Annotated in this window: 25 protein-coding genes; 4 read left to right on the forward strand and 21 right to left on the reverse strand. The window is 70.7% G+C overall.

All coding sequences use genetic code 11. The features are described from left to right. The 4 genes from pcaD to pcaH are packed head-to-tail and all read right to left on the reverse strand — an operon-like array spanning position 1 to position 3,827. Positions 1 to 1,182 carry a 3-oxoadipate enol-lactonase gene (pcaD, locus tag WD794_01255; GenBank protein ID MEX2288939.1) on the reverse strand — a complete coding sequence of 394 codons (1,182 nt, stop codon included), beginning with the start codon at positions 1,180 to 1,182 and terminating at the stop codon, positions 1 to 3. After that, positions 1,179 to 2,546 (reverse strand): 3-carboxy-cis,cis-muconate cycloisomerase, encoded by a 1,368-nt coding sequence (gene pcaB, locus WD794_01260; GenBank protein ID MEX2288940.1) that lies wholly within the window; start codon positions 2,544 to 2,546, stop codon positions 1,179 to 1,181. The genes pcaD and pcaB overlap by 4 nt, the downstream gene beginning before the upstream one ends. Beyond that, a complete protein-coding gene (gene pcaG, locus WD794_01265; GenBank protein MEX2288941.1) occupies positions 2,521 to 3,081 on the reverse strand; it encodes a protocatechuate 3,4-dioxygenase subunit alpha in 561 nt (186 codons plus the stop codon). The genes pcaB and pcaG overlap by 26 nt, the downstream gene beginning before the upstream one ends. After that, complete coding sequence (gene pcaH / locus WD794_01270; GenBank protein ID MEX2288942.1) at positions 3,078 to 3,827, reverse strand: protocatechuate 3,4-dioxygenase subunit beta; 750 nt, start codon at positions 3,825 to 3,827, stop codon at positions 3,078 to 3,080. The genes pcaG and pcaH overlap by 4 nt, the downstream gene beginning before the upstream one ends. A gap of 200 nt (positions 3,828 to 4,027) precedes the next feature. Here pcaH and WD794_01275 point away from each other — a divergent pair, with 200 nt between their 5' ends. Next, positions 4,028 to 4,375, forward strand: a complete 348-nt coding sequence (locus WD794_01275; protein MEX2288943.1) for a cupin domain-containing protein — start codon at positions 4,028 to 4,030, stop codon at positions 4,373 to 4,375. Positions 4,376 to 4,432: 57 nt separating this feature from the next. On the opposite strand, the gene WD794_01280 is transcribed toward WD794_01275, so the two are convergent. The 5 genes from WD794_01280 to WD794_01300 form a co-directional block, all read right to left on the reverse strand. Further along, entirely contained in the window at positions 4,433 to 4,738 is a 306-nt protein-coding gene (locus tag WD794_01280) for a hypothetical protein (protein MEX2288944.1), read from the reverse strand. Continuing rightward, positions 4,735 to 6,720 (reverse strand): hydantoinase B/oxoprolinase family protein, encoded by a 1,986-nt coding sequence (locus tag WD794_01285; protein MEX2288945.1) that lies wholly within the window; start codon positions 6,718 to 6,720, stop codon positions 4,735 to 4,737. The genes WD794_01280 and WD794_01285 overlap by 4 nt, the downstream gene beginning before the upstream one ends. Positions 6,721 to 6,728: 8 nt before the next feature. Beyond that, on the reverse strand, positions 6,729 to 8,828 hold the full coding sequence (locus WD794_01290; GenBank protein ID MEX2288946.1) for a hydantoinase/oxoprolinase family protein: 2,100 nt from the start codon (positions 8,826 to 8,828) through the stop codon (positions 6,729 to 6,731). Between the two features lie 88 nt (positions 8,829 to 8,916). Continuing rightward, positions 8,917 to 10,026, reverse strand: coding sequence for a zinc-binding dehydrogenase (locus WD794_01295; protein ID MEX2288947.1), 1,110 nt, complete (start codon positions 10,024 to 10,026; stop codon positions 8,917 to 8,919). Positions 10,027 to 10,063: 37 nt separating this feature from the next. Continuing rightward, complete coding sequence (locus tag WD794_01300; protein ID MEX2288948.1) at positions 10,064 to 11,557, reverse strand: aldehyde dehydrogenase family protein; 1,494 nt, start codon at positions 11,555 to 11,557, stop codon at positions 10,064 to 10,066. Between the two features lie 289 nt (positions 11,558 to 11,846). On the opposite strand from WD794_01300, the gene nadC reads away from it, so the two are divergent. Both nadC and WD794_01310 read left to right on the forward strand, forming a co-directional pair. Further along, positions 11,847 to 12,758, forward strand: a complete 912-nt coding sequence (gene nadC, locus WD794_01305; protein MEX2288949.1) for a carboxylating nicotinate-nucleotide diphosphorylase — start codon at positions 11,847 to 11,849, stop codon at positions 12,756 to 12,758. A 5-nt stretch (positions 12,759 to 12,763) separates the two neighbouring features. Then, positions 12,764 to 13,501 carry an isochorismatase family protein gene (locus WD794_01310; protein MEX2288950.1) on the forward strand — a complete coding sequence of 246 codons (738 nt, stop codon included), beginning with the start codon at positions 12,764 to 12,766 and terminating at the stop codon, positions 13,499 to 13,501. 3 nt (positions 13,502 to 13,504) lie between these two features. On the opposite strand, the gene WD794_01315 is transcribed toward WD794_01310, so the two are convergent. The 6 genes from WD794_01315 to WD794_01340 are packed head-to-tail and all read right to left on the reverse strand — an operon-like array spanning position 13,505 to position 18,674. Then, on the reverse strand, positions 13,505 to 14,950 hold the full coding sequence (locus WD794_01315) for an aldehyde dehydrogenase (GenBank protein ID MEX2288951.1): 1,446 nt from the start codon (positions 14,948 to 14,950) through the stop codon (positions 13,505 to 13,507). Further along, positions 14,947 to 15,141: a tautomerase family protein gene (locus WD794_01320; GenBank protein ID MEX2288952.1), complete on the reverse strand. Its 195-nt coding sequence runs from the start codon at positions 15,139 to 15,141 to the stop codon at positions 14,947 to 14,949. The genes WD794_01315 and WD794_01320 overlap by 4 nt, the downstream gene beginning before the upstream one ends. A gap of 2 nt (positions 15,142 to 15,143) precedes the next feature. Beyond that, positions 15,144 to 15,926 carry a fumarylacetoacetate hydrolase family protein gene (locus WD794_01325; GenBank protein ID MEX2288953.1) on the reverse strand — a complete coding sequence of 261 codons (783 nt, stop codon included), beginning with the start codon at positions 15,924 to 15,926 and terminating at the stop codon, positions 15,144 to 15,146. Further along, positions 15,923 to 16,987 (reverse strand): 4-hydroxy-2-oxovalerate aldolase, encoded by a 1,065-nt coding sequence (gene dmpG, locus WD794_01330; protein MEX2288954.1) that lies wholly within the window; start codon positions 16,985 to 16,987, stop codon positions 15,923 to 15,925. The genes WD794_01325 and dmpG overlap by 4 nt, the downstream gene beginning before the upstream one ends. After that, positions 16,984 to 17,883: an acetaldehyde dehydrogenase (acetylating) gene (locus WD794_01335; protein MEX2288955.1), complete on the reverse strand. Its 900-nt coding sequence runs from the start codon at positions 17,881 to 17,883 to the stop codon at positions 16,984 to 16,986. Before WD794_01335 ends, dmpG begins: the two co-directional genes overlap by 4 nt. Beyond that, complete coding sequence (locus WD794_01340; protein ID MEX2288956.1) at positions 17,880 to 18,674, reverse strand: 2-keto-4-pentenoate hydratase; 795 nt, start codon at positions 18,672 to 18,674, stop codon at positions 17,880 to 17,882. Before WD794_01340 ends, WD794_01335 begins: the two co-directional genes overlap by 4 nt. A 61-nt stretch (positions 18,675 to 18,735) precedes the next feature. Here WD794_01340 and WD794_01345 point away from each other — a divergent pair, with 61 nt between their 5' ends. Then, on the forward strand, positions 18,736 to 19,521 hold the full coding sequence (locus WD794_01345) for an IclR family transcriptional regulator (protein MEX2288957.1): 786 nt from the start codon (positions 18,736 to 18,738) through the stop codon (positions 19,519 to 19,521). A 21-nt stretch (positions 19,522 to 19,542) separates the two neighbouring features. Here the strand turns inward: WD794_01345 and WD794_01350 are convergent, their stop codons facing one another. Genes WD794_01350 through WD794_01375 form a run of 6 tightly spaced genes read right to left on the reverse strand, consistent with a single transcriptional unit; the run spans position 19,543 to position 25,346 of the window. Further along, on the reverse strand, positions 19,543 to 20,541 hold the full coding sequence (locus tag WD794_01350) for a PDR/VanB family oxidoreductase (GenBank protein MEX2288958.1): 999 nt from the start codon (positions 20,539 to 20,541) through the stop codon (positions 19,543 to 19,545). 4 nt (positions 20,542 to 20,545) lie between these two features. After that, positions 20,546 to 21,817, reverse strand: coding sequence for a Gfo/Idh/MocA family oxidoreductase (locus WD794_01355; GenBank protein MEX2288959.1), 1,272 nt, complete (start codon positions 21,815 to 21,817; stop codon positions 20,546 to 20,548). A gap of 25 nt (positions 21,818 to 21,842) precedes the next feature. Beyond that, entirely contained in the window at positions 21,843 to 22,067 is a 225-nt protein-coding gene (locus WD794_01360; GenBank protein ID MEX2288960.1) for a hypothetical protein, read from the reverse strand. A 26-nt stretch (positions 22,068 to 22,093) separates the two neighbouring features. Next, on the reverse strand, positions 22,094 to 23,377 hold the full coding sequence (locus tag WD794_01365; GenBank protein ID MEX2288961.1) for an aromatic ring-hydroxylating dioxygenase subunit alpha: 1,284 nt from the start codon (positions 23,375 to 23,377) through the stop codon (positions 22,094 to 22,096). A 47-nt stretch (positions 23,378 to 23,424) separates the two neighbouring features. Beyond that, a complete protein-coding gene (locus WD794_01370; GenBank protein MEX2288962.1) occupies positions 23,425 to 24,276 on the reverse strand; it encodes an alpha/beta hydrolase in 852 nt (283 codons plus the stop codon). Beyond that, on the reverse strand, positions 24,273 to 25,346 hold the full coding sequence (locus WD794_01375) for an extradiol ring-cleavage dioxygenase (GenBank protein MEX2288963.1): 1,074 nt from the start codon (positions 25,344 to 25,346) through the stop codon (positions 24,273 to 24,275). Before WD794_01375 ends, WD794_01370 begins: the two co-directional genes overlap by 4 nt. Between the last annotated feature and the right edge of the window lie 82 nt (positions 25,347 to 25,428).

The raw sequence follows: 25,428 nt of genomic DNA on the forward strand, positions 1-25,428 counted from the left end.
TCAGTCCTCCTGTGGGGGGACGGCGGTAGCCGGGTCCGGGGCGAGCTGGCCGAGCACCTCCTGCGCGGCGGCGAAGGCGCTGTTGGCGGCTGGGACCCCTGCGTAGACGGCGCTGTGCAACAGCACCTCGGTGATCTCGGCCGGCGTCACCCCGTTGATGAGGGCGGCGCGGACGTGCATCGCCAGTTCGCGCTCGTGTCCGAGAGCGGTGAGCAGCGCAAGGGTGAGCAGACTGCGGGTCCGACGGTCGAGTCCCGGCCGGGACCACACGTCGCCCCAGGCGTGCCGCGTGATGAGGTCCTGGAAGGCCGCGGTGAAGCCCGTCGTACGCGCCACGGCGGCATCGACGTGCGCGTCCCCGAGGACGGCCCGTCGTACCCGCATGCCCGCGGCGTGCCGGCCGGCATCGGTCGCGCCTCCCGGAAGATGCGTGAGCAGAACGGCGTTCACCGCGACCGCCTGCTCCCAGCTGGCCAGGTGTGCGGCCTTCGGCAGCACGACGAGCCGACCGTCGGCGACGCCGTCGGCGACCGCTGCGAGGTGTTCCGGCGGAGTGGCCGGGTCGTCGGCACCGGCGAGCGCAAGGGTGGGGGCGCTGACGCGGGCGAGGTCGGTCCGCAGGTCCATCGTGGCGATCGCCTCGCAGCAGCCGGCATAGCCCTCCGCCGGCGTGCCGGCCACCATCTGCTCCATCCTGATGACGGTGGCCGCGTCCCGGGCGCGCAGGTCGTCGGTGAACCAGCGAGTCACGACCGTGGCGGCGACCGTGGACGTTCCCTCTGCGCGGACCAGCGCAGCCCGGTCGGTCCAGCTCTGGGCGGGCCCCAGTAGAGCCGAGCTGCACAGCACCGCGAGGCGGTCGACCCGGTGCGGCTCCCGGGCGGCCAGCCGCAGCGCGGTCATCCCGCCGAGCGACAGCCCGACCACACAGGCACTCTCGATCCCGAGCCGGTCCAGCAGCGCGACAGCGTCGTCGACCAGGTCGTCGAGCGAGTACGGGCCGGCTGGCACCGGCGAGCGGCCGTGCCCGCGCGCGTCGTACCGCACGACGCGGAAGCGTTCGGCCAGCGCAGCCACCTGTGGGTCCCACATCTCGAGCGTGCTGCCGAGCGAGCCGATCAGCAGCACGGCCGGAGCGTCGGCCGGCCCCTCCACGACGGCGTGCACGGCGACGGCGGTCATGGGCTGCTCCTCGGGGTCGGTGCGGCGAGCGCGGCCAGGGCAAGGTCGACGAGCCGCTGTGCCTCGCCGACGTGCTGCGCCGGGTCGAGCAGCGCGTCCAGCTGTGCCGCGTCGAGCCGGCCGCGGACTGCCGGGTCGGCGAGCAGCACGTCGCGCAGCGGCAGTGCCTGCGCCCGGGCACGGCTCACGGCCGCCGAGACCACGTCGTGGGCCCGGCTGCGCCCGAGGACCGGGTTGAGCGTGTCGGCGACCGCCTCGGCGGCGAGCTCGGCACCGGTGGCGTCGAGGTTCGCCCACATCCGGGCGGGGTTGACGACCAGGTGCTCGAGGCTGTCGCGCAGCCAGGCCGCGGCGCTGCCCGCGCAACGCAGCAGGTCCGACAGCGGCTCCCACTCGCTCTGCCACGTCCCGGCGCCGCGCTCGTGCTCCTGCTCCATCGCCGCGAGCAGCGTCGCCACGAGGGCAGGGGCACGGCGGGCGGCGGCCCGGGCCGACAGCGCCGCGACCGGGTTGCGCTTGTGGGGCATGGCCGAGGATCCTCCGCGGCCGGGCGTGCCCTCCGCCACCTCCGCGACCTCGGTCTGGGCCAGCAGGACGACATCGAGCGCGACCTTCGTCGTCACGCCCGCGCCCGTCCCCAGTGCACCGGCGAGGTCGGCGATCGGCAGCCGCGCGGTGTGCCACGGCAGGACCGGCGTCGCGAGCCCGAGCTCCCCGGCGAGTGCGGCCAGCACCTGGCCGCCCGCTCCGCCAAGTGCGGCGAGGGTGCCGGCAGCGCCCCCGAGCTGGGCCGGGAGACCTGCCTCGACGGCGGCCAGCCGCCGCTCCGCCCCGTGCAGGGCCAGCGCCCAGCCGGCGGCCTTCAGCCCGAACGTCGTGGGCACGGCCTGCTGCAGCAGGGTGCGACCGACCATCACGGTGTCGCCGTGCCGGCGCGCGAGCTCCGCCGCGGCCTCGGCGGCGGCCCGCAGGTCGGCGCGCAGCGGCTGCAACGCCCGCCGAGCCACGAGCATCGAGGCGGTGTCGAGGATGTCCTGACTGGTCGCACCCTGGTGCACGTGCGCCCCGGCCTCACCGGCGAGCCGTTCGATCGCACGCACCAGCGGGACCACGGGATTGGCGGCGTCCGCCGCCTGCCGGCCGAGGTCGGCGACGTCGTAGCGCTCCGCGTCGGCGCACGCGACGGTGATCGCCTGGGCGACGTCGACCGGGAACAGTCGGGCCTGCGCGCCGGCGCGGGCGAGGGCGGCCTCGGTGTCGAGCAACGCCCGCAGCCAGCCGGCGTCGCTCACCTCGGCCGCGGCACCGCCCCGGCCGAAGATGCCGCCGAACAGGCTTTCAGAGGGCGAAGAAGACGGACTCATCGCTCCCCTGCAACACGATGTCGAGGCGGTAGCCGTCACCGCAGGGCTGAGCGAGCAGGGTGTTGCGGGCGGCGTCGTCCGGCAGCCCGGCGAGCACCTGGTCGCGCGCGTTGGCCTCCGGTTCGTCCGCAAAGTAGAGCCTGGTCACGAGCCGGTCGAGCAGCCCGCGGGCGAACACCGACACGTCGACGTGCGGCGCCTGCAGGCCGCCGGCGGCGTCCGGCACCTGGCCGGGCTTGACCGTCAGGACGGCGTACTCCCCGTCGAGGGTCTCGGATCGCCCGAAGCCGCAAAAGCCGCTCCCACTGGCTCCACGCGGGTCGTCGGGGTGGTCGAACCGCCCCGCCGGATCGGCCTGCCACGTCTCCACCAGCGCATCCGGGACGACGTCACCGTTGCCGTCGAGGACACGCCCGCGCAGCCAGACCGCGCCCGGCGTCCCTGGCGCGACGACGTACGGCCCGTCCTCCCAGCGCAGGCCGATCGACAGGTAGGGGCCGACCGTCTGCGACGGCGTCAGCGGGAGCGGGCTCATGACTCATGCTCCTCGGCGGTCTCCCACGGAGTGGCCTCCGGACCGCGCAGGACGATGTCGAACCGGTAGCCCAGCGCCCACTGGGGCTGCGTGATGCCGTGATCGTAGGCGCTCACCAGCCGGCGCCGCGCCTGAGCGGGCACCGCATCCAGGATGGGGTCGATCTCGAGCAGCGGGTCGTCGGGGAAGTACATCTGCGTGACGAGCCGCTGCGTGAACGCGCGGCCGAACAGCGAGAAGTGGATGTGCGCCGGGCGCCACGCATTCTCATGGTTGCCCCAGGGGTAGGCACCCGGTCGCACCGTGACGAAGCGGTAGGCCCCGTCGTCGTCGGTGAGGGCGCGGCCGAGCCCGGTGAAGTTCGGGTCGAGCGCACCGGGCCAGCGGTCCCCGGCGTGCACGTAGCGGCCCGAGGCATTCGCCTGCCAGATCTCCACCAAGGTGCGCGGCACCGGCCGGCCGGCACCGTCCAGCACGCGGCCCTGGACGAGAATCCGCTGCCCGACCGGTTCGCCGTCGTGCTGTCGGGTCAGGTCGTGGTCGAACTCGCCGAGCCGGTCCTCCCCGAGCAGCGGCCCCGTCAGTTCGGTCAGGCCCTGCGGGAGCGGCACGGGCGGCCGCAGCGGTGCCCGGGTGCGGGTCGAGCCGTAACCGGCATGCAGCAGCGGGGGGTGCACCTCCGGCGGCGGCGCGGCGTAGCCGGCGAGCAGGGCCGACCTGTCGGTGTGGCGCACGACCTGCTTCATGGACACCTCCGCGATCGGGACGCTCCCCGGGGAGCGCCGGCTCCACCGTAGAGCGGACGGCCGGCACGGCCTATGCGGCTCTTCCGCTGAGCGGAAGCAGCGGCGGATTGCCCTCCGACTGCCGGAGCCCGGCGAGATATTTCAGTGATATGAGCACCTGTACCATCGCCGAACCTTTTCCAGCGCCAAGGAGTGAGCAGATGAAGGTGTGGGCGAGCGCAGACGCCACCTGGTTCCATCCGCCCGGCCACTACGGCGAGCTGCAAGTCTCCAACGTCGTCGACTGGGCGACCGGTCGCAACGTGCAGGTCCAGTGCAGCCAGCTGCCGCCCGGCAGCGGCAAGGAGCTGCACACGCACGAGGACGCGGCTCAGCTCTACGTCGTGCTCGCCGGCGAGTTCCGCTTCGACACCGGCGCGGAGCCGCTGCGCCTGCAGCCGCTGCAGGCGGTCCTGTTCGAGCCAGGCGATCCGCACGCCATCTGCAACGACGGTACCGAGCCGGGCACGGTCCTCGTCACGACCATCCGCTACGGACCCGCTGCGTGAACCTCGCCCGCCGGTGACCCCCGGCGGAGGCCGGAATCCACCGCCTCCGCCCGCGGGTCACTGCGGGGTGGCGCCCGCCGAGCCGGCCAGCCATTCCGCGTGGTTGCCCGGGACGACCTCGGTGTGCAGGGCGGTGTAGCAGCCCGGACAGTAGAACTGCCGGAAGACCACCGGTGCATCGATGTAGACCTGGGCGTCTGCGAAGACGTGCGGCCCGACGTCGGCGACCGGCCCCTCGTACCACGGCAGCCGCGTCAGATAGTCGCTCGCCGTACCCTCGAGCTGCTGCTGGCAGTGCGCGCAGGACAGCCTCTCGCCGGACCGGGCGACGTTGGCGTTGACGCGGGGTGAGGCACTGGTCATCGGGCTACCGCCTTCCGGGCTCGGTCACGCCGGATCTGCTTCATCTCCGCACGCAGCTGGTCGGTGGCGGCCGGGTCCGGCTGGCCGCTGGCGCCGTCGAGGGCCACCCCGTAGATCGCCCCGGCGGCCTCCGGACTGACCCGGAACTCCGCGACGTCGTGCGCAACGCGGTCCGGGTCCCGCAGCAGCGGGTCGCCATAGCCGCCGCCGGACTGCCACGACATGTAGTGCACGTCCCCCGGCGACAGCAGGGCCTCGTCCTCACAGGCCAGGATCTGTACGTCGCCGTCGATCTGCTCGAGCGAGGACGGGATGACGCCGGAGGAGAACAGCGCGTCGACGTTGGCCGCCCGGACAGCGATGTCGACCTGGGTACTCCCGGGGTAGCCGCCGGCCAGACCGACGTTCTGCGAGACGGCCTTCCCCGCGCCGGAGATGACCTGCATCATCGGCGCAGGCGTGTCGTGCGGGACGAAGCACAGCGACCCGGTCACGCCGCCGCGGAACTGTCCGGGGCCGCCGGTGTCGATCTCCTCGCGTCGCCACAGGTAGAGCATCGGGAGCATGAACTCGTTCATCTCCACGTCGGGCATCTTGCCCATCGGGATGAGCTGCAGCCCCCCGGTGTCGACGCCGTCATGATCGATGCCGGCGCCGAAGCCGCCACCCATCGAGTCGGTCAACATGGTCGCGAAGGGCTGCTCCCGCTGGTCCAGCCCGGCCATGACGCACAGCTGCCAGGTGCCGCAGCAGACCGACATCACCTGGTCCTTGAGCTCGACCGAGGTGTCCAGCATCTTCGACAGGCACTCCGTCGCGGCGTTCATGGTGGCCCAGGCCGAGGCGACGGAACCCTTGCCGACCGCGGCCGGGAAGGTCGCGTCGTTCAGGGTGCCCGGCTCGCTCTTCAGCGTGATGCACCGACGCAGACCACCTGCGGCCCAGGGGATGTCGCCGCACAGGATCGGCAGCACGGCCGACAGCACCCCGCCGTACAGGCCACTGAACGTGCAGTTGATCATGCCGGACTGCGGACCGGTTCCGGTGAAGTCGAACAGCAGCTCGCTGCCGGTCTTGGTGAGGGTGCAGACGATCGGGTGCAGGCCCCGGTCGTCCTTCATCGACTGCTCCTGGTAGTTGATCGCGGTCCAGGAGCCGTCCTCGATCTTCTCCAGCTTGACGCGCAGGCGGGACTCGGCGTCGTCGAGTTGCTTGGACATCGCCGCCTTGACGACGTCGGCGGTGTACTTCTCCACCAGCTCTCGGATCCGCTCGTGGCCCACAGCGTTCGCGCCGATCTTCGCGCGCAGGTCCAGCGCCACCATCTTGGGCACGCGGGAGCGGCGCAGGTAGACGTCCTCGACGTCCCGGCGGATCTCGCCGTTCTCCACGATCTTGACCGGCGGTGTCGGCAAGGACTCCCAGAAGATGTCCTCCGCACGCGGCGTCCAGCTGCCCGGCGAGACGCCGCCGAGGTCCGCCTGGTGCGCGACGGCGGCGGTCCAGGCGAAGAGCTTGCCGTCGTGGAAGAGCGGCGCCAGGACCGCCACGTCGTTCTGGTGCAGTCCACCACCGACCCAGGGGTCGTTGGTGAGGAACATGTCGCCTTCGCGGATGCCCGGGTTGACCGCCCGGTTCTCCAGGATCCACTTGATGGCCAGGTCGGTCGACGCGGCAAGCTCGGTGTTGTAGGGACCGACCTGGACGATGTCACCGAACTCGTCGGTGATCGCGACGTCGAAGTCGTTGCAGTCGGTGACCACCAGTGAGCCCGACATCCGCTTCATGGCCTGACCCATGAGGTCCGTGATGGCCCACAGCCGGTGCCGGATCACCTCGTAGGACAGCGCGTCGATGCTGTCCACGGACTCCACCGTGGCCTCGTGCATGGACAGGGTCTTCGGGATGCCCTGGGCGAGCTGCTCCCGGGTGCGGATCCGGCTCGAGAAGACCTCGGAGCCGGCGACCGGCATGAACGGCATGTGAGCTCCTACTGGTAGCGGAGGACGAGGTTGCCGAGGGAGTCGACGGCGGCCGAGGTCCCGGGCGGGACGACCACGGTCGTGGTGGGCGCTTCGACGATGGCCGGGCCGGTCAAGGTGCTGCCGCGTGTCAGGACCCGGTAGTCGTAGGCCGGCACGTCCTGCCATCCGACGCGCACGTCCAGCATCGCCCGGCGACGCTCCTTGACCGGTGGCTCACCCGGAGCACCGCTGTCGGGCATGCTCGGCAGGTCGGGCTTGAAGGGCAGCCGCCCGGTGCCGAACACCCGATACGTGATGACCTGCAGGCCGGCCTCACGAAAGCCGGTGCCCTTTCCGAACAAGCCCGCGTAGCGCTCCTCGAAGTCGTCGGCCAGCTTCGCGACAGCCGCGTCGTCGACAGGTCCGTCGGTGACAGGCGTGGCGACCTCGAAGATCTGCATCGTGTAGCGGACGTCGGCCTCGCGGACGATCGAGATGTCGTTGTACTCGACCCCCTGCGCCGCCAGGCGGCGCCGGACCTCCTCCTCGAGCTGTTGGAAGTTGGCCTGGACGGTCTCGGCCGCCAGCGGGAAGTTCGCCGGGTCCGACAGCTCCACCGACAGCACGACATCGGAGGTGGCAAGCCCGTAGGCAGAGAACACCGCCGCAGTCTGTCCGAGCGGGACGAGGATCTCCTTGACGCCCAGGTCCGCGCCGTACGCTGCACAGTGCACCGGCCCGGCGCCACCGAAGGCGTACATGACGAAGTCGCGCGGGTCGTGCCCGGCGCCAACGACAACGGTACGGACGAGGTCCGCGGTCTGCGAGTTCTGGATGGCATAGACGGCCGCGGCCGCCTCCTCCGCCGTGAGCCCGAGTGGGTCCCCGATCCTGGTCTGCAGGGCTTGCCTGGCGTGCTCGATGTCGAGCTTCTTGTCGCCGCCGAGAAAGAAGTCGGGGTTGAGGATGCCGAGCAGCAGGTTGGCGTCGGACACGGTGGGCTCGGTGCCGCCGAGGCCGTAGCAGGCCGGCCCGGGAAGCGCTCCGGCGCTGCGCGGCCCGACCCGCAGGTTGCCACCGTCGTCCAGCCAGGCGATCGCGCCACCGCCACTGCCGATCGTGGCAACCTTCATCATCGGGACGTTGAGCTGGTACTGGTTCAGCGTCGTCGTCGAGCTGAATACCGGCTCTCCGTCGACGATCAGCCCGACGAGGAACGTCGTGCCGCCGACGTCGGTAGAGATGATGTTGTCGTGTCCGAGCTGCCGGCCGAGCGTGCGGGCGCCGATGACACCCCCGGTGAGGACCGAGCCGATCGTCGTGATGCCGTAGGCAGGGGCCTCGGCAGCCGACACGGTGCCGCCGGAGCCCTGCATCACGAGCAGCGGCCCGCGCAGGCCGCGTTCGGTCAGGTCCTTCGACAGCGGCTCCAGGTAGTCCCGCAGTGGCGGCCCGATCTGTGTGCTCATCACCGTCGTCGCGCTGCGCGGGTACTCGCGGATGCGCGGGCTGATCTCACTGGACAGGCCGACGTACAGGTCCGGGGCGATCTCGTGCACCAGCTCCCGGACCCGCTGCTCGTGCTGCGGGTAGCGGAACGACCAGAGCAGCGACACGGCGACTGCCTCGACGCCGTCGGCGAGCAGCTCCTCGATGGCGCGTCGCGTCCCGGACTCGTCCAGTGGGACGATCACCGAGCCCTTGTAGTCGACCCGCTCGGCGACCTCCTTGACGCGCCGCTTCGGGATGAGCGGCGTCGGCTTGCGGGTCGCCGTGATGTTCTGGATCTCCTCGGGGCCCAGGCCGGCGTAGCGTCCCTCCAGGTTCATGATGTAGATCGAGTCGCGGTGACCCTGCGTGGTGATGAAGCCGACCTCGGCGACGTCGCCGGTGACCAGGGCGTTCAGCGCCGACGTCGTCCCGTGGCAGATGTAGGCGGTGTCACGGAGCAGGTCCGACACCTGGACGCCGACGTTCTCGGCGAGAGCGTCCAGGGAGCCGAGCACACCTCGCGAGAAGTCCGGCGGGCTCGACGGGACTTTCGCGGAGAAGATCTGGCCGTTGTCGTCGGCGGCGAACGCGTCGGTGAAGGTCCCTCCGACGTCGATTCCGATCACGTAGGACACGGGGTACTCCTCTGTCGGCGTGGATGATCAGATGCAGGACTGGCGGTGACACCGGACCGGTGTCGGGGGAGTCGGCGCCGCGCGGGGCTCAGGGCAGGATCACGGGCTTCATCTCGCGCGAGGACTCCATGGCGCCGAGGGCGTCCCCGACCTGATCGAGTGAATAGCGGGAGCCGAGCAGGTCCGCGAAGGAGAACCGGTCCTGGTGGTCGTGCAGGAAGCTCAGCGCGCGGTAGTAGTGCGAGACGTCTCCGCTCATCGTCCCGGCGACGGTGAGCTGTCGCAGGTTGAAGTAGGTGGGATGCACCGGGACGGGGCTCGGTTCCGAGGCGCCGATGACGAGGTAGCGGCCGCCGCGCCGGAGCATGTCCAGGCCCTCGGTGAAGGCGACGCCGGCCCCGCTGCACTCGACGACCAGATCGGCTCCGCGGCCCTCGGTGAGATCCAGGATCTGCTCGCGCCGGCCGACGACGTTGCTGTTCTGGACGTCGAACAGGACATCGGCTCCCCACTTCTTCGCGATGTCCAACCGGGCTGTGGGGGCACCCACCATGATGGTCTGCCGGGCACCGGACTGGATCGCGTAGGCCAGGGCATAGAGCCCGACAGGGCCGCTGCCCTGGATGACCACCGTGTCCGTTGTCTCGATCCGGCCGATCTTCTCGTAGCCGTGGATGATGGTGCGGAAGGCGCAGGTGGCCGAGGCCGCCACGGCCGGGTCGAGTCCCTCAGGAATCTTGACGATGCTGCACTGCGGCATGATGTAGGCATATTCGGAGTAGCCGCCGGTGATGTACGGCGGCTGGTCGGCCGGACCCCACCCGTACATCCGGGCGTTCTCGCACGCGGTCGGCTGCTTGGCGATCGTGCACCAGTAGCAGGTGCCGCACCAGGCGTAGGCCCAGGCGACCAGGTCGCCCTCGGCCAGCGGCCGGTTCAGGGCATCGACCTTGCGGTCCGAGCCGAGCGCGACGACCCGCCCGACGATCTCGTGACCGGGCACGAGCGGCAGCTTGGACAGGCCGGCCTTGGCGTAGTCCCCGTGGAAGATGTGCACGTCGGTACCGCACATCGTGCTCGCCGCGACCCGCACCAGCGCGGCCTTCGGCTCGAGGTCAGGGATCGGGAGCGTCCGGACCTCGAGCGGCTTGTCGTAGTCGACCAGGACGGCCGCACAGGTCTCCGCCGGCATGCTCATGCCTGGCCTCCAGTCGTCGCTTGGGAAGGGATCCGGATCAGCGGACGGTGATGTTCACCGTCTTGAGCTGGGTGTAGCTCTCCAGCTCCTGGATGCCTTCCTCGGAGTCGGTTCCGCTGTTCTTGTGACCCGAGAACGGCGCACCGAGGAAGTGGCTGCCCGAGCCGTTGACCCACACGTAGCCGGTGTCCAGCCGATCGGCCACCGTCAGTGCCGTCTCGATGTCCTTCGTCCACACCGATCCGGTCAACCCGAAGGGCAGGCAGTTGGCCTGCTCGATGACGTCGTCCAGGTCGCGCCACCGCAGCACCGACAGCACCGGACCGAAGATCTCCTCGCAGGCGATCCGCATGCTCATGTCGACGTCGGCGAAGACGGTCGGCTCGACGAAGAAGCCCTCCTGCAGTGCCGGATCCGCGGGTCGCCCGCCGCCGGTGACGAGCCGGGCGCCGTCCTGTCTGCCCGCCTCGATGTAGTGCATCACCTTGTCGAACTGCGCCTGTGAGACCAGGCAACCCATCTCGGTCGACGGCTCGAGGGGGTGACCGATCCTGATCTCGTGGAGTCGGGCGACCAAGCGGTCGAGGACCTCGTCGTGCACGTCCTCGTGCAGGAAGAGGCGGGTCGTGGAGCCGCAGGATTGCCCCTGGCACCAGTGGCAGTTCATCCCGAACGCCGCCCCTTCGACGACCGCGTCGAGATCGGCATCCGGACAGATGATCATCGGGTTCTTGCCGCCGAGCTCGAGACTGACGTGCTTGACGGCGACCTCGGCGGCCGCCTGCTGGATCCGCTGCCCGGTGGGGACGCTGCCGATGAGCGCGATGCGTTTGACGTCGGGGTGGCGGACCAGGGCATCGCCGGTGACGGCGCCGGTCCCGGTCACGATGTTGACGACGCCCGGGGGGAAGGCCTCCTGCACGAGATCAGCCATGTACAGCCCGGAAAGGGGGGCCTGGTCCGGCAGCTTCAGGACGAGCGTGTTCCCCATGACGACGGGGGCGCCGACCTTGCCGGCCGCGAACAGGATCGGGTGGTTGTAGGCGACGATGCGGCCGACGACTCCGTAGGGGTCGCGACGCGTCATCAACCAGCTGCGGCTCATCGACGGCAGCGTGGAGCCCTTCACCTCGAAGGCCACACCCGCCTGGTAGTCCAGCCAGCCGGCTGCCAGGGCGATGTCGCCGATCATCGCCGTCACCGGGTTGCCGACGTCGGCCGCGTCCAGCAGGCCGAGGGTCGGGGCGTGCTCGCGCAGCAGCGTCGCGAAGCGGCGCACCGCGGCCACACGCTGCGTCAGCGGCGTGTCGCGCCAGGCAGGGAAGGCCGCCTGCGCCGCCTGTACCGCTACGTCGACGTCCGCCGCTCCGGCCGACGGTACCTCGGCCAGCAGCTTCCCGTCGTAGGGCGAGTGGGTCTGCATCGTCTGGCCGTCGGCCGCCTCGACGAACTTCCCGCCGATCAGCATCCGCCAGTCGCGGGTGAGCAGCTTGTCCAGGTCCTCTGTGTAGCTGGCGAGCGAAGGTGCCAACGGAACCCCCCGGGTGCCTGCGTCCTCGGACTGATGTGGCGCAGGTTACAACTTTAGCGCTGGACTGTCCACGGCTAAAAGTAGTGTCGGGGAGCCTGGACCACGCTGGGGCGGCCGCCTCGGCGGGGTGTCGTTGGTCCCCGGCACGATCGGAAGACGTGGAGTCGTTCGCCCGGCCTCGCCACAGCCTCCGACCCGGCACGAGCGGTGGGCTAGATTTTGCCTGCCTACCGGCTCCCCGAACCGCTCGACACGAACGCGGAGCATGACGCGAGAGGAACACCAGGGCATGACCCCTCGAGAGCGGGTGGCGGAGTTCTTCTCGCGCGAGATCGTCCTGGACCCGGCACTGGTCGGCGAACGCGTCCGTCAGGCGTTGCAGGAAGACATCGGCTCGGGCGACCTGGCGACGGACACCCTGTTGCCCGTCGGCGTCGCCGGTGAGGCGGTCGTCGTGGCGAAGTCCCAGGGTGTCGTGGCCGGGCTGGACGTCGCAGCCGCGTGCTTCCACCACCAGGACGGCGACCTGTCCGTCAGCCTGCCGCGTGCCGAGGGATCCGCCGTGGCGCGTGGCGACCAGGTGCTGCGCGTGCGGGGCGACCTCCGCGCGATCCTGCAGGCAGAGCGCACGGCGCTCAACTTCCTGCGCCGAATGTCCGGCACCGCGACGGTGACCCGGGCAGTGGTGGACGAGGTCGCTCACACCGGGACCCGCGTGCTCGACACGCGCAAGACGACGCCGACGCTTCGGATGTTCGACAAGTCGGCCGTGCGCGCCGGAGGAGGCTGGTCCCACCGCACGGGGCTGCACGACATGTGCCTGGTCAAGGAGAACCACATCGCCGCGGCCGGTGGGCTGCCGGCCGCCCTGACGGTGCTGATGGGCGTGCTCGAGCGGCAGCTCGTGGAGGTCGAGGTCTCGACGGTCGAGGATGCCTTGGCGACCGCGCAGGCGGGCATCCCACTGATCCTGCTCGACAACATGTCCCTCGAGCAGATGCGCGAGGCGGCCACTGGGATCTCGCAGATGCCGGAGCAACGACGCCCTGCACTGGAGGCGAGCGGAAACATCACCTGGGAGAACGCGCAGGCCGTCGCCGACACCGGCGTCGACTACTTCTCCATGGGCGGGCTGACCCACTCCGTCCCGGACCTCGACCTGTCGCTGCTCGTGTCGCTCGAGAACGACCCGCAGGGCTGAACCCGATGGGAGAACCGCTCGATCCCTTCGAGGACCACTACTGGCGCGACATCGTCCCGCAGGAGACGCTGGACGTCTACCGCGTCTACCGCCGCGAGACGCACCTGGGGGCGGGACCGGTCGCGTTGCTCGCCGTCGACCTGTTCCGCGGCGTGTTCCCCGATGGTCCGACGCCTCTTGCCGAGGCCGTCCGCAGCAACCCGCGCTCCTGTGGCATCCACGCCTGGCGGGCCAAGCCCGTGCTGCGGGACCTGTTCGCGCTGCTGCGTGCGCACGGAAGCGACATCATCTACAGCACCCAAGCCACCGCCGACGCCGGAACGGCGGCGGCGGCGACACACCGGCCCGCCAGCGAGCGCGATGCGGGCGACGTCGCGCTCCACCCCGACTTCGCCCCCTCCTCCGAGGATCTCATCGTCCACAAGAGCCGCGCGAGCGTGTTCTTCGAGACGTCGCTGGCCGCGCACCTGCACGACAGGGGCATCGGCACCCTCGTGATCTGCGGCGAGACGACCAGCGGCTGCGTGCGCGCGACGGCCGTCGACGCGTTCTCGCACGGTTTCCATGTCGTCGTCGTCGAGGACGCGGTCTTCGACCGCAGCCCGCTGAGCCACGCGATGAGCCTGTTCGACCTGCACCACAAGTATGCCGATGTCATGCCACTCGCGGAGCTGGCGGCGAAGCTGCCGGGCGCACCCCTCGAGGCGACGCGCAGCCTGCGTACCGGCCTGTCGACAGGCTGAGGGTCAGCCGGCCTGGTCGATGGCCATGACCACCGCCTTCGGCTCGGTGAAGAACTCCCGGCTGAAGTTGCCGCCCTCGCGGCCGATGCCCGAGTCGCCGACGCCGCCGAAGGGCGCCCGCAGGTCGCGGACGAAGAAACAGTTGGTCCACACGGTGCCGGCCTCGAGCGCAGCAGAGACCCGGTGTGCCCGGGAGAGGTTCTCGGTGAACAGCATGGCGTTCAGGCCGTACGGCGTGTCGTTGGCCGCCGCGACGGCTTCGGCCTCGGTGTCGAACGGCTGCACCACGACAACTGGGCCGAAGACCTCCTCGCGGCAGACGCGGGCGGTCGTCGGGGCGTCGGCGACGATGGTCGGCCGGACCACCCATCCGTCGTCGAGCCCGCCGGCGACGATGCGGCCGCCGTCGGCCTCGATCCCGTCGACGTAGGAGCGCACCTTCTTGTAGTGCTCCTCCGACGCCAGCGGCCCGAGCTGGGTCGCCGGGTCCTTCGGGTCACCGAGGCGCAGCGCGCCGGCTGCCGTGACGAACCGCTCCAGGAACTCGTCGTAGACCCCGCGCTGCACGTAGAGCCGGCTGCCGGCCAGGCACACCTGGCCGGCGTTGGAGAAGATGGCCGCGACCGACCAGCGCACCGCGGTCTCGAGGTCGGCGTCAGCGAAGACCAGATTCGCGCCCTTGCCGCCCAGCTCCAGGCTGACCGGAGTCAGGTTCGCGGCCGCGGCTCGCGCGATGATCCGGCCGGTGCCGGACTCCCCGGTGAACGTGATCCGGTCGACCCGTGGGTCCTCCGTCAGCGCCTGGCCGGCCGAGTCCGGACCGAAGCCGTGCACAACGTTGAGCACGCCTGGCGGCATGCCCGCCTCGAGGGCCAGCCGGGCGAGCAGCGTGGCCGATGCCGGTGTGTCCTCTGCGGGCTTCAGCACCACGGTGTTGCCCCACGCCAGCGCCGGCGCGATCTTCCAGGTCTCCAGCATCAGCGGGAAGTTCCAGGGGGCGATCGCGGCCACGACCCCGGCCGCCTCGAACCGGGTGTAGGCGTGGTGGCCGCTGTCCATCGGCAGCGCCTCGCCCGCCGCGAGCCGGGCGTGGTCGGCGAAGAAGCGGAAGTTCATCGCCGAGCGCTGCACGTCCTTGCCGCGACTGTCGCTGATCGGCTTGCCCATGTCACGGGTGTCGGCCATGCCCAGCTCGTCGGCGTGCTCCACGATCAGGTCGGCAAGCCGGTGCAGCACGGCGCCGCGCCCGGCGTAGCCCATCCTCGGCCAGGGCCCCTCGTCGAAGGCACGCCGGGCCGCTGACACCGCCACTGCAGCCTCCTCGGCCCCGCCCAGGGCGACCTGCGCCCAGGCCTCACGCGTCCACGGGTCCACGGAGTCGAAGCGGGCGCCGCTCGCCGACTCGACGTCCTGCCCGTCGATGACGTGCGGGAGGAACGGCATGCTCATCGCTTCCTGCGCTCGGCGATCGTGACGTCTCCCGCGGCCCAGTGCGTTGCCGGGACCTCGCGGAGCACCACCCGCACGCTCTCCCGCCCGGCATCGAGGGAGGACTCGACGGCGTCGGTGAGCCTCGAGATCAGCGTGCGCAGCTGGTCGGGCGATCGGCCCTCGACCAGAGTGACTTCGACGAGTGGCACGGTCAGCCTCCGTTGACGACGAGCGAGCCGAGATGGGTGAAGTGGACGGCCACCCGGCAGCCCGGCTGCACGGGGACGGCGTCGGTCATGCCGCCGGTGAGGACGATCCAGCCGGGCTCGAGGGCCAGGCCGCGCACGGCCAGCGAGTTGGCCGCCAGCGCCAACGCCTCGGCCGGGTGACCCTGCACTGCTGCCCCCGTCGCGGAGTCGACGACGCGGCCGTCCACCTCCACCAGGCATCCCTCGAGCGAGAGGTCCAGGCCCTGCGGCGACACGCCGACGGGACCCGTGAGATAGCCGCCGGAGGAGGCGTTGTCGGCAACGACGTCCGGCAGCGTGAAGCGGAAGTCGGTGTACCGCGAGTCGATGATCTCGATGCCGCCGTAGACCGACTCCACCGCGCGCATCGCGGAGGCGGCCGTCACGCCCGGCCCGCTCAGCCGCTCCCCCAGCACGAAGACGATCTCGGGCTCGGCCCGTGGGTGGATCAGGCGGGACCTCGGTACCGGCGCGCCGGCCGGCAGCACCATCGCGTCGGTGAGCCACGCCGTCAGCGGCGAGGCGACGCCCATCCGCTCCTGCTTGGCCCGCGAGGTCAGGCCCAGCTTGACGCCGACCAGGGTTTCGCCCCGGGCGAGCCGGCGCGCGAGCGTCTCGTCCTGTATCCGGTAGGCGGTGGCCAGGTCGAGCTCCGGCCAGTCGTCCGTGATCGGCTCGCGTTCGGTGTGGGTGTCCTCCGCCTCGAGCAGTGCGCTCGCCGCCCGCGCGATGTCCCAGCCGCTCACCGTGCGCCCGCCGCGGCCGGCTGCCGCTCCTTCTCCTGGGCCAGCTGCAGCGCGATGTCGATGATCATGTCCTCCTGGCCGCCGACGTAGCCGGCCTCGCCCACCCGCTGCAGGATCTCGTGCGCCGGCACGCCGTAGCGTGCGGAGGCGCGCTCGGCGTGCAGCAGGAAGCTGGAGTAGACCCCGGCGTAGCCCTGCACGATCGACGCCCGGTCCATCCACGGCAGCCGTGGGATGTAGGGACGCACCACGTCCTCCGCCGCCGCCGCCGCTGCCTGCGCGTCCACGCCGGTGGCGACGCCGAGCCGGTCGAACACGGCAGCCAGCACCTCCGTCGGGGAGTTGCCGGCTCCGGCACCGAGGGCACACAGCGCGCCGTCGATCTGCTTGGCACCGGTCTCGTAGGCGAGCACGGAGTTGGCAATCCCGAGCGAGAGGTTCTGGTGCCCGTGGAAGCCGACCTGCACCTCGTCGCCGAGCTCGCGCACCAGCGCGGCGACCCGCGCCTGTGCGTCGCCCAGGACCAGGGCGCCGGCGGAGTCGACGACGTAGACGCACTGTGCCCCGGCGTCAGCCATGATCCGGGCCTGCCGCGCAAGGCTCTCGGGCGGGGTCCGGTGCGCCAGCATCAGGAAGCCGACCGTCTCCATGCCGAGCTCACGGGCGGCCGCGAAGTGCTGGATCGAGACATCGGCCTCGGTGCAGTGCGTCGCGACACGGGCGACCGAGGCACCCACTCCATGAGCCTGCTTCAGGTCCTCCACCGTGCCGAGCCCCGGAAGCAGCAGGACCGCGATACGCGCCTGCCGAGCCTCGTCCACCGCAGCGGCGATGAGCTCGATCTCGCTCTGCCGAGAGAAGCCGTAATTGAAGGACGAACCGCCGAGGCCGTCCCCGTGGGAGACCTCGACGACCTGCACCCCTGCGCCGTCGAGCGCGGCGACGGTCGCCCGCACCTGCTCCTCGGTGAACTGGTGGGCCATGGCGTGCGACCCGTCGCGCAGCGTGGAGTCGGTGATCCGCACGTCCGGCAGGACACCCTCCGTGCTGGCGGCGGTCATGCGCGCACCAGCTTCGCCTGGGCCAGCTGCTCACCGACGCGAGCGGCGGCGGCGGTCATGATGTCGAGGTTGCCGGCGTACTCCGGCAGGTAGTCGCCGTTGCCGCGCACCTCGAGGAAGACCGCGACCCGCGCGCGGTTGCCCCAGCTCTCGCGCGGCTCGTCGTACTGCGGTTCCGCCCGCAGCGAGTAGCCCGGGACGTACTGCTGCACGGACTCGACCATCTTCACGATCGAGGCGGTGACGGCGTCGTGGTCGGCATCGGCCGGAATGGCGCAGAAGACGGTGTCCCGCATGATCATCGGCGGCTCCACCGGGTTGAGGATGATGACCGCCTTGCCGCGCTCAGCCCCGCCGACCACCTCGATCGCGTGCGACGTGGTGTCGGTGAACTCGTCGATGTTGGCGCGGGTGCCCGGTCCGGCCGACCGCGAGGCGATGGACGCCACGATCTCGGCGTAGGAGACAGGCACCACGCGGGAGACGGCGTGCACGATCGGGATGGTCGCCTGGCCACCGCAGGTGATCATGTTGACGTTCGGTGCGTCCAGGTGCTCCTCGAGGTTGACCGGGGGGCAGACCAGCGGACCGATCATCGCGGGCGTGAGGTCGACGGCCTGGAGACCGGCCTCGGCGTATCGCGGCGCGTTGGCCAGGTGCGCCTTGGCGCTCGTGGCCTCGAAGACGATCTGCGGCAGGTCCGGGCGCGACAGCAGCCAGTCCACGCCGCCGGCCGACGCCTCGACGCCTTTTGCGCGGGCCTTCTCCAAGCCGTCCGAGGCCGGGTCGACACCGACCATGTAGGCCACCTCGACCCGCTCGGACCGCTGCAGCTTCGCCAGCAGATCGGTCCCGATGTTGCCTGGGCCGACGATCGCCGCCAAGACCTTGCTCATGCCGTGTTCCTCTCGAATCGTGCGGTCACCGTTCCGACGCCGCCGAAGGTTGCCGTCCAGGTGTCGCCCGCCGCCACCGGCTCGGCCGCCGTGACCGAGCCGGGCAGGACGACCTGCCCGGCCCGCAGGGACACGCCGTGCGCCCCGACGGTGTTCGCCAGCCAGGCCAGCGAGACCAGCGGCGAACCGAGTACCGCACCACCCGCACCGGTGGCGGCGAGGTCCCCGTTGCCGAACAGGTTGCAGCCGGCCAGTCTCAGGTCCACGTCACCGAGGCGCACGGGCCGGCTGCCGAGCACGAGCCCCCCGGAGGAGGCGTTGTCGGCGATCGTGTCGCCGATGCTGATGCGCCAGTCACGGATCCGCGAATCGATGATCTCGAGTGCCGGGAGCACGAAATCCACCGCGGCCGCGGCTGCGGCCAACGTCACACCAGGACCGGACAGGTCACGACGCAGGACGAAGGCGATCTCGGGCTCGACCCGCGGTGCAACGAACGCGGCCAGGTCGATCGGCGCGTGCTCGACGTAGAACATGTCGTCGCGCAGCACCCCGTAGTCGGGCTGGTCGACCTGCATCTGGCGCTGCATCGCCGCCGAGGTCAGGCCGACCTTGTGGCCCTGGAGCACCCGCCCGGCAGCGGTCCAGGCATCGACCTGCAGCTGCTGGATGGCGTAGGCGTCCTCGAGATCGAGCGCTGGGTAGGTCTCCGTCAGCGGCGGGACAGGCTGCCGGCTGCCGTAGACGGCGAGCAGCAGCTCGGCCGCGTCGTGGCGGTCCTGCACATCCATGAACACTCCCCGCTGGTTCGGAGGTTGCATGCTGGCACGGGTTGACCGAGGATGACGCACGATGCGTTCCATTCAGCGAGACGACGGGGAAAACTCGGTTCTCGGCCGGGCGCTGTCGCTGCTGCACGCCTTCACCCCGCACGATGCCGACCTGAGTCTGGCCGAGCTGTCCCGGCGCACCGGCATCCCCAAGGCGACGGTGCATCGCCTGGTCGGCGAGCTGGGTCGGTGGGGCATGGTCGAGCCGGGTCCTGCCGGGGTGCATCTGGGTATGCGGCTGTTCGAGCTGGGCCAGCTCGCGCCGCGTCAGCGCAGCCTGCGCGAGGCGGCGCTGCCGTACCTGAACGACCTGCACGAGGCCACCCACGAGACGGTGCATCTGGCAGTGCTGGAGGAGGTGGATGCACCCGAGGTCGTCTACCTGGAAAAGCTCACCGGCAAGGGTGGACCGGCCCTGCCGTCCCGGGTGGGTGGGCGGATGCCGACCTACTGCACCGCGGTGGGCAAGGCGCTGCTGGCGTTCTCACCTGTGTCCACGGTCGAGGCGGTGCTGTCCGGCGGGCTGACCCGCCTGACCCCGTACACCATCGCGCTGCCGGCGCTGCTGCACCGCGAGCTCGGCGACATCCGGCGCAGCGGTGTCGCCTTCGAGCGCGAGGAGTCGACGCCGGGGGTGGTGTGCGTCGCCTGCCCGGTGGTCGCGGCCGACGGAAGCGCACTCGCCGCTGTGTCGATCGCCGGCTGGTCGAACCGGCTCGACACCGGCCGGGTCGCCTCTGCCGTGCGGACCGCGAGTCTGGCGATCTCACGACAGCTGCGGGCACGTGGGAGCGGACCGGTCAGCTGAGGCAGCAGGAACCGGCCGCAGCTACAGGTCGAGGACGAGCCGCGAGGACTTCGAGCGGCCCACGCAGATCATCATCGTGTTGCCCTTCTCCTGCTCCTTCGGGGTCAGGATCGAGTCGTGGTGCTCCGGCACCCCCTCCAGCACCTTGGTCTCGCAGCTGCCGCAGAAGCCGTCCTCGCAGGAGAACAGCACGTCGGGCACCGCCTCGCGCACGACGTCCAGCAGCGTGCGGTCCGGCGGGACCGGCAGGACGGCCCCCGTACGCCGCAGCTCGACCTCGAACCCGCCGCTGACCGGCTCCGCGGGTCCGGCCGCCGCCGTCCTGGCCGTGCTCTTCGGCGCGCCGAACCGCTCGATCCGCAGGGCTCCGGCCGGCAGCAGTGCTGTGCAGTGCTCCTCGGCTGCGCGGATCATGCCCTCGGGGCCGCAGCAGTAGACGGCCGTGTCCTGTGGCGTGTCACGCAGGACCGCCTGGAGGTCAAGCAGTCCCTTCTCCTCCTGCGGCACCAGCTCGACGTTGCCGCCGCCGATGGCCTGCAGCTCATGCACGAAGGCCATCGAGGAGCGGTTGCGCCCGCCGTACACCAGCCGCCACGGCACCTCACGGCGGCTGACCTCACGCACCATCGCCAGGATCGGCGTGATGCCGATGCCGCCGGCGAGAAACAGGTAGCGCGGCGCGTCCTCCAGCGCGAAGTGGTTGCGCGGCCCGCGCACCCGGATCGTCCGGCCGACGAGCACGCTGTTGTGCAGCTCCCGCGACCCTCCCCGGCCCGGCTCGGCGAGCAGCACAGCGACGCTGTAGCTGCTGCGGTCCCTGGCGTCGCCGAACAGCGAGTACTGGCGCACCAGGCCGGAAGGCGTCTTCACGTTGAGGTGCGCGCCCGGACGCCAGGGGGGCAGATCGGCGCCACTGGGATCCACCAGCCGCAGCGAGATGACGTTGTGTGCCTCCCAACTCACCTGCTGGACCAGCAGGGTGAGTGCCTGGCCGAGCGGGTGCTCCACCGGATCCGTCACCGCGTCATCCTCTCTCTGGGATGGTGGGGGTCAGCGGTCGTGCGCCCGCCGCACGTGCGGCGTGCGCCACGACCTGTGGAAGCTCGGGCTGCGGCGGGAGGGGGACCTGGAGGGTCAGCGCGACCTCCTGCCGCTTCGCCGAGGAGGTGAGCAGCGCCTCGCAGACCTCGAGGTTCGCCAGCCCCCAGGCACCGTCGTGCGTCGCCGGAGCCGTACCGCGGACGGCGTCGACGAGTTCGGTGAGCAGCGCGTGCCGGCCGACCGGCAGGTCCGTGAGCGGGATCTGTTCGCGGCTGGCGTCGCCGTACACCAGGAGCCCGTCGGGTGCGACCCGCAGGTCCCCGCGCTCGCAGCTGACCAGGACGAGCCCGAAGAACGGCTGGTGCTCGCCACCGGACAGGATCTCGGCCTGGCGGCTGGCGCCACCGGCTCCCCGCTTGAGCGCGAGCTCCCCGTCGGCGTCGAGGCCGTCCAGACGCCGGCGCGCCACCGCGTACTCCGTTCCCATCGGCTGGCCGGTCTCGCCGAGGCCGAAGGTCAACTCGTGGCTCGGGAAGTGGTCGTAGCCGCTGTAGACGGCGGTGGCCGGGGTGCCGTCCTCGAACTCGAGATAGGCCGTGTAGGCGCCGTCCGCGCGACGGGACCGGTCCCAGCACCCGGTCCGACCGCGCAGGCCGACCAGCATTCCGCCGCCGAGATAGCGGACGATGTCCATGTGGTGGGCAGCCTGCCGGAAGGGCACCCCGCCGCCCTTGGACATGTCCAGCTCGTCCGGATGCCGGGGGCGGTACATCCAGTCGGTGAAGTACCAGCAGTTGATGCTGGTCAGCGCACCGAGGACACCTGACTCGACGACGGCGCGGATGGCGCGCACCGGCGCCTCGAAGCTCTGCGAGTGGCCGACGAGGATCAGCCGGTCGGCCTCCCTCGCCTGGTTCACCATCGCCTCGGCAGCCGCCAACGAGGGCGCCATCGGCTTCTCGACGACGACGTGCTTGCCGCCGGTCAGCGCCAGCCGGACGTGCTCGGGATGCAGCTCGGTCGGACTTGCAACGTAGACGGCCTCCACGTCCGGACACCGCACGAGTTCGTCGACAGTGCCGAACGCCGCTGGTCCGGTGCTGGCGAAGCGGGAGCGGGCCGCGGCATCCGGGTCGGCGCCCGCGACGATCACGATCTCGGGGTGCCGCTCCGCGAACGGCAGCACGGCCGCACCTGCCGCGCCGAGCCCGACGACGCCGAGCCTGACCGGCTGGCGTGCGGAAGCGGTCGTCACGCCCGCGCCACCCGTCCAGCCCGCACTAGTGGGCCGGCTCGTGCGTCGTCACGCGCTCGGTCGCCTCGATGTCGAAGACGTGCCCGCAGTCGTCGCACCAGACGTGGAAGCGGCGCGCGTCTGCCGTCCAGTACTCCTGTACGAAGGCCTGCACGTCCAGCGGCGCACCGCAGTACGGGCAGAAGCGGACCGGCGAGGTGTCGGCCTCGTCGGCCGTCGACGCCCGGGCCGCGCCGGATCCATCAGTCATGGCCTGTCCTCTGCCCGCGCTGCCGGTCAGACCGGTGCCGCATCCTGATCCGGGGCCGCCTCCGGCTGCTGGCTCTTCTCGGCCCGGTCGAACAGCGCGAAGACGTCCTCGATGATCGGGCTGTACCGGGCCTGACCCATCGTGAGGAACTCGTAACGGAAGCCCGCGCCGGTGCCGAACTTCTTCTTCTCCTGCGGCAGGGTGATGCAGACGTTCTCTGCCTCGTCCCGAACCGTGCCCAGCGGGTCCTGGCCCTCCTCGACCTTGTCCAGCTGCTCCTGGAACAGCCGGCGCAGCATGATGACACCGAGGTCGGAACGGCCCAGGTGTTCATTCGAGCGATCGGCGATGGAGCCCTGGCTGGCCCAGGCCATCACGTCCTGCCCGTCGACGAAGTCCACGAGGTGGTTGCCCTGTTCGTCGTACAGCGGCACCTCGAACAGCGGGATCGACTCCTGGGGCGACACGGTGTACTCGCCGTCCGGCTTGTAGACGTCGTACCAGAAGTGTGAGGTGGTGGTGTCGTCCACCGGGACACGGATCTGGAACTGGTAGTGCCCGCCGCCGCCGACACGCAGCGTCGCCGGGAAGACCAGCGGGTGGCCGATCTTCCAGTCGTCGTCCTCCTCGGTCATGCCCTCGAGGACGCGGCGCTTGATGATGCCGTAGTCGAAGACGTCGAAGGCGATCTTCTCGTGCTTGCGGGCCAGCACCTCGGCCTTCGCCTCGCCGCTGATGCCCCGGACGAAGTTCATGTAGTGACCGTGCAGCCACTCGACGTGGTGCGGGTCGACGGAGTTCTCCATGACCTGCAGCCAGTTCATCGGAAGCGTGGCGTGGCCGATGTCGCGCAGGCAGTTGTCCCAGACGAACAGGTCGAAGTGGGGCAGCAGCGGCGCCGGGTCGGGGCCCATGTAGATGAAGATGAGCCCGCCGAGCTCCTCCGCCCGGTAGGTGACGGCCTTGATGCGGTCCCTGAACGAGGTGTTGTCCGGCTCGGCCGGCTGCTCGAGGCACTGGCCGTCGGTTCCGTACAGCCAACCGTGGTAACCGCAGCGGATCCCGTCCGGCTCGACGATGGCGTAGCGCAGCGAGGCCCGGCGGTGCGGGCACTGCGCCTCGATGCAGGCCAGCTCACCGTTGCCGGTGCGGTAGATGACGATGTTCTCGCCCAGCAGTCGCCGCTGGATCGGCACCTGACCCAGCTCCGAACTCGCCGCGATGGGGTACCAGTACCGGCGCAGCAGCGTGCCCATCGGCGTACCGGGGCCGACTCGGGTGAGCCGCTCGTTCAACTCGCGTGTCAGCATCTGCTGGCCTCTTTTCTGTGAATTCCGGTGTTCCCCCACCGAGGGGATCACGCTGCGAAGAAACCGTCTACCTGCCGCTGGAAGTCCTGTGCCCGCTCGATCTGCGTCCAGTGCCCGCATCCCGAGAAAATCACCAGATCTGCTGTCGGCAGGAGCTTCAGCAGCCGCAGGCTGGTCACCTCGAGCGGGATGATCTGGTCGTCCCGACCGTGCACGAGCAGCGTCGGCGCATGGATCTGCGCCAGCTCGACCTCCGACAGCGCCATCGCGTCCAGGTGCCGCTGACGCGGAGCCGCGAACGCTTCCGCGTAGCGCTGCTGCACGTCGGGAACGGCACTGGCTTCGTACCGCAGAGTGATGAGCTCCTCGGTGATCAGCCCCTGATCGTAGGCGAACAGGCGCATGATCTCGCGCATGTTGTCGGGCGAGGGTGTGTAGCCCCACACCCGGTCCAATCCCGGCGTGATGGGGAAGCCGATGCCGACGCTGCCCATGAGCACCATCCGACGGACCCGCTCGGGGTGCCGCGATGCCAGGGCGAGCGCCAACGCGCCGCCCATCGAGTTGCCGATGACGTCGACGGTGTCCAGACCGGCGGCGTCCAGGAACCCCAGCAGGTGGCGCACCCGGTTCTCGTGCGAGAGCGCTGTCCCGGCGACCGCACGCGTGTCGCCGAAACCCAGCACGTCCGGCGCGACGAGCCGGTTCCGGTCGCGTACCGGCGAGCGCATCAGCCCCTGCCAGTTTGCTCGACCGGAGACACCCGGTCCCGAGCCGTGGATCAGCAGGACCGGTCGACCCGTGCCGGATTCCAGGTAGTGGGTGTCGAACCCGTCGTGCGCGATCCGGCCGGACGCGAGGTCGTCCGGCACCGGCGCCACGGCGGTGCTCTGCGTCACGAGCCCGCCTGATAGGTGGCGAACACCTTGTTGGAGTTGAAGATGCCGGTCTCGATGAACTCCGTCCACGTCGGCACCGGCCGGCCGAGCGCCTCCATGGCGCCCAGCAGCGGGAACCAGTTCAGCAGCTCCTGCTGCCCGGCCGACTCGACCTCCTCGAGCGGGGTCCGGCGCCACTGGTCCACATCGCCGCACGCCATCGCGTCGTAGAGCCGGCGGTCGCTGGGGGTGTCCGGGCGCAGCCGCCAGGTCTTGTCGCAGATGAAGGCGTGCGACCAGCTGGACGAGGACACCAGCGCGACCCGCCAGGGCGAGGCGGCGAGCACCTCTGCGACGGCGGCACCGACGTCCATGAGCCGGGCGGGGGTGGGCGACGGCGGGTCGAGCTCGCGCACATCGTCGAAGGGCGCCATGAATCCTTGGTAACTGATGACCCTGCGGCCGTAGCAGTTGATCGGAAACGGCAGGACCGGGTAGGGGAAGCCGGTGCGGTGGTAGTCGAGGTACAGCACCGCGTTGAGGAATGCGTGCGGCAGGCTCGGGTGGTGCAGCCGCTCGTACGCGTAGGCCACGTCCACACCCCGCTCGAGCAGCCCGCTCACCAGATGCTTGCCGATGTCGCGACGACCACGGATGGTGAAGCTCGTCTCCGCCGTCTCACCCCACACGTTCGGGCGGCCCTTCATGTCCGAGGAGTCCGCGGCGTGGGCCCACGGGCGCACCTCGATGTCCTCGTAGGCCAGGACGGCGTACGGCGGGATGATGTCCTCGCGGAAGTTTTCGTACTGATCGTCGCCCCAGATGAGCACGACGTCCGGGGCGAAGGCGTCGATCTCCTCGCGCGCACGCTCGAAGCCCTTGATCAGCGCGGCCCGGTGGCCGGCCGCGGCGGCGACACCCTCGTCGTCGGCCCACTCCCGGCGCGCGATCTCCGGCCAGTTCACCGGGTCCTTCTCGGCGGCCGGGATGGCCGGGTCGGCGAGGATCCGACGCATGATCCCGGCCATGTCGGCGTCCAGCCCGCTGAACGGCGGGTAGTGGGACAGCCCTACCCCGAGCACCTCGGCCATTCGTCCTCCTCCAGCGGCGGCAACAGCCCAAGACTAGGTTTGGTACTGAACTTTCGTCAAGCATGAATGTTTCGCTTCCCCT

It is taken from the genome of Mycobacteriales bacterium, assembly GCA_040902655.1.
In the GTDB taxonomy this organism is placed as follows: Bacteria; Actinomycetota; Actinomycetes; order Mycobacteriales; family SCTD01; genus SCTD01.

Excerpts from the sequence above, each read along its gene's own strand:
- pcaD (MEX2288939.1), bottom strand. The coding sequence starts at position 1,182 with ATGACCGCCGTCGCCGTGCACGCCGTCGTGGAGGGGCCGGCCGACGCT.
- pcaB (MEX2288940.1), bottom strand. The coding sequence starts at position 2,546 with ATGAGTCCGTCTTCTTCGCCCTCTGAAAGCCTGTTCGGCGGCATCTTC.
- pcaG (MEX2288941.1), bottom strand. The coding sequence starts at position 3,081 with ATGAGCCCGCTCCCGCTGACGCCGTCGCAGACGGTCGGCCCCTACCTG.
- pcaH (MEX2288942.1), bottom strand. The coding sequence starts at position 3,827 with ATGAAGCAGGTCGTGCGCCACACCGACAGGTCGGCCCTGCTCGCCGGC.
- WD794_01275 (MEX2288943.1), top strand. The coding sequence starts at position 4,028 with ATGAAGGTGTGGGCGAGCGCAGACGCCACCTGGTTCCATCCGCCCGGC.
- WD794_01280 (MEX2288944.1), bottom strand. The coding sequence starts at position 4,738 with ATGACCAGTGCCTCACCCCGCGTCAACGCCAACGTCGCCCGGTCCGGC.
- WD794_01285 (MEX2288945.1), bottom strand. The coding sequence starts at position 6,720 with ATGCCGTTCATGCCGGTCGCCGGCTCCGAGGTCTTCTCGAGCCGGATC.
- WD794_01295 (MEX2288947.1), bottom strand. The coding sequence starts at position 10,026 with ATGAGCATGCCGGCGGAGACCTGTGCGGCCGTCCTGGTCGACTACGAC.
- nadC (MEX2288949.1), top strand. The coding sequence starts at position 11,847 with ATGACCCCTCGAGAGCGGGTGGCGGAGTTCTTCTCGCGCGAGATCGTC.
- WD794_01310 (MEX2288950.1), top strand. The coding sequence starts at position 12,764 with ATGGGAGAACCGCTCGATCCCTTCGAGGACCACTACTGGCGCGACATC.
- WD794_01315 (MEX2288951.1), bottom strand. The coding sequence starts at position 14,950 with ATGAGCATGCCGTTCCTCCCGCACGTCATCGACGGGCAGGACGTCGAG.
- dmpG (MEX2288954.1), bottom strand. The coding sequence starts at position 16,987 with ATGACCGCCGCCAGCACGGAGGGTGTCCTGCCGGACGTGCGGATCACC.
- WD794_01335 (MEX2288955.1), bottom strand. The coding sequence starts at position 17,883 with ATGAGCAAGGTCTTGGCGGCGATCGTCGGCCCAGGCAACATCGGGACC.
- WD794_01340 (MEX2288956.1), bottom strand. The coding sequence starts at position 18,674 with ATGGATGTGCAGGACCGCCACGACGCGGCCGAGCTGCTGCTCGCCGTC.
- WD794_01345 (MEX2288957.1), top strand. The coding sequence starts at position 18,736 with ATGCGTTCCATTCAGCGAGACGACGGGGAAAACTCGGTTCTCGGCCGG.
- WD794_01360 (MEX2288960.1), bottom strand. The coding sequence starts at position 22,067 with ATGACTGATGGATCCGGCGCGGCCCGGGCGTCGACGGCCGACGAGGCC.
- WD794_01365 (MEX2288961.1), bottom strand. The coding sequence starts at position 23,377 with ATGCTGACACGCGAGTTGAACGAGCGGCTCACCCGAGTCGGCCCCGGT.
- WD794_01375 (MEX2288963.1), bottom strand. The coding sequence starts at position 25,346 with ATGGCCGAGGTGCTCGGGGTAGGGCTGTCCCACTACCCGCCGTTCAGC.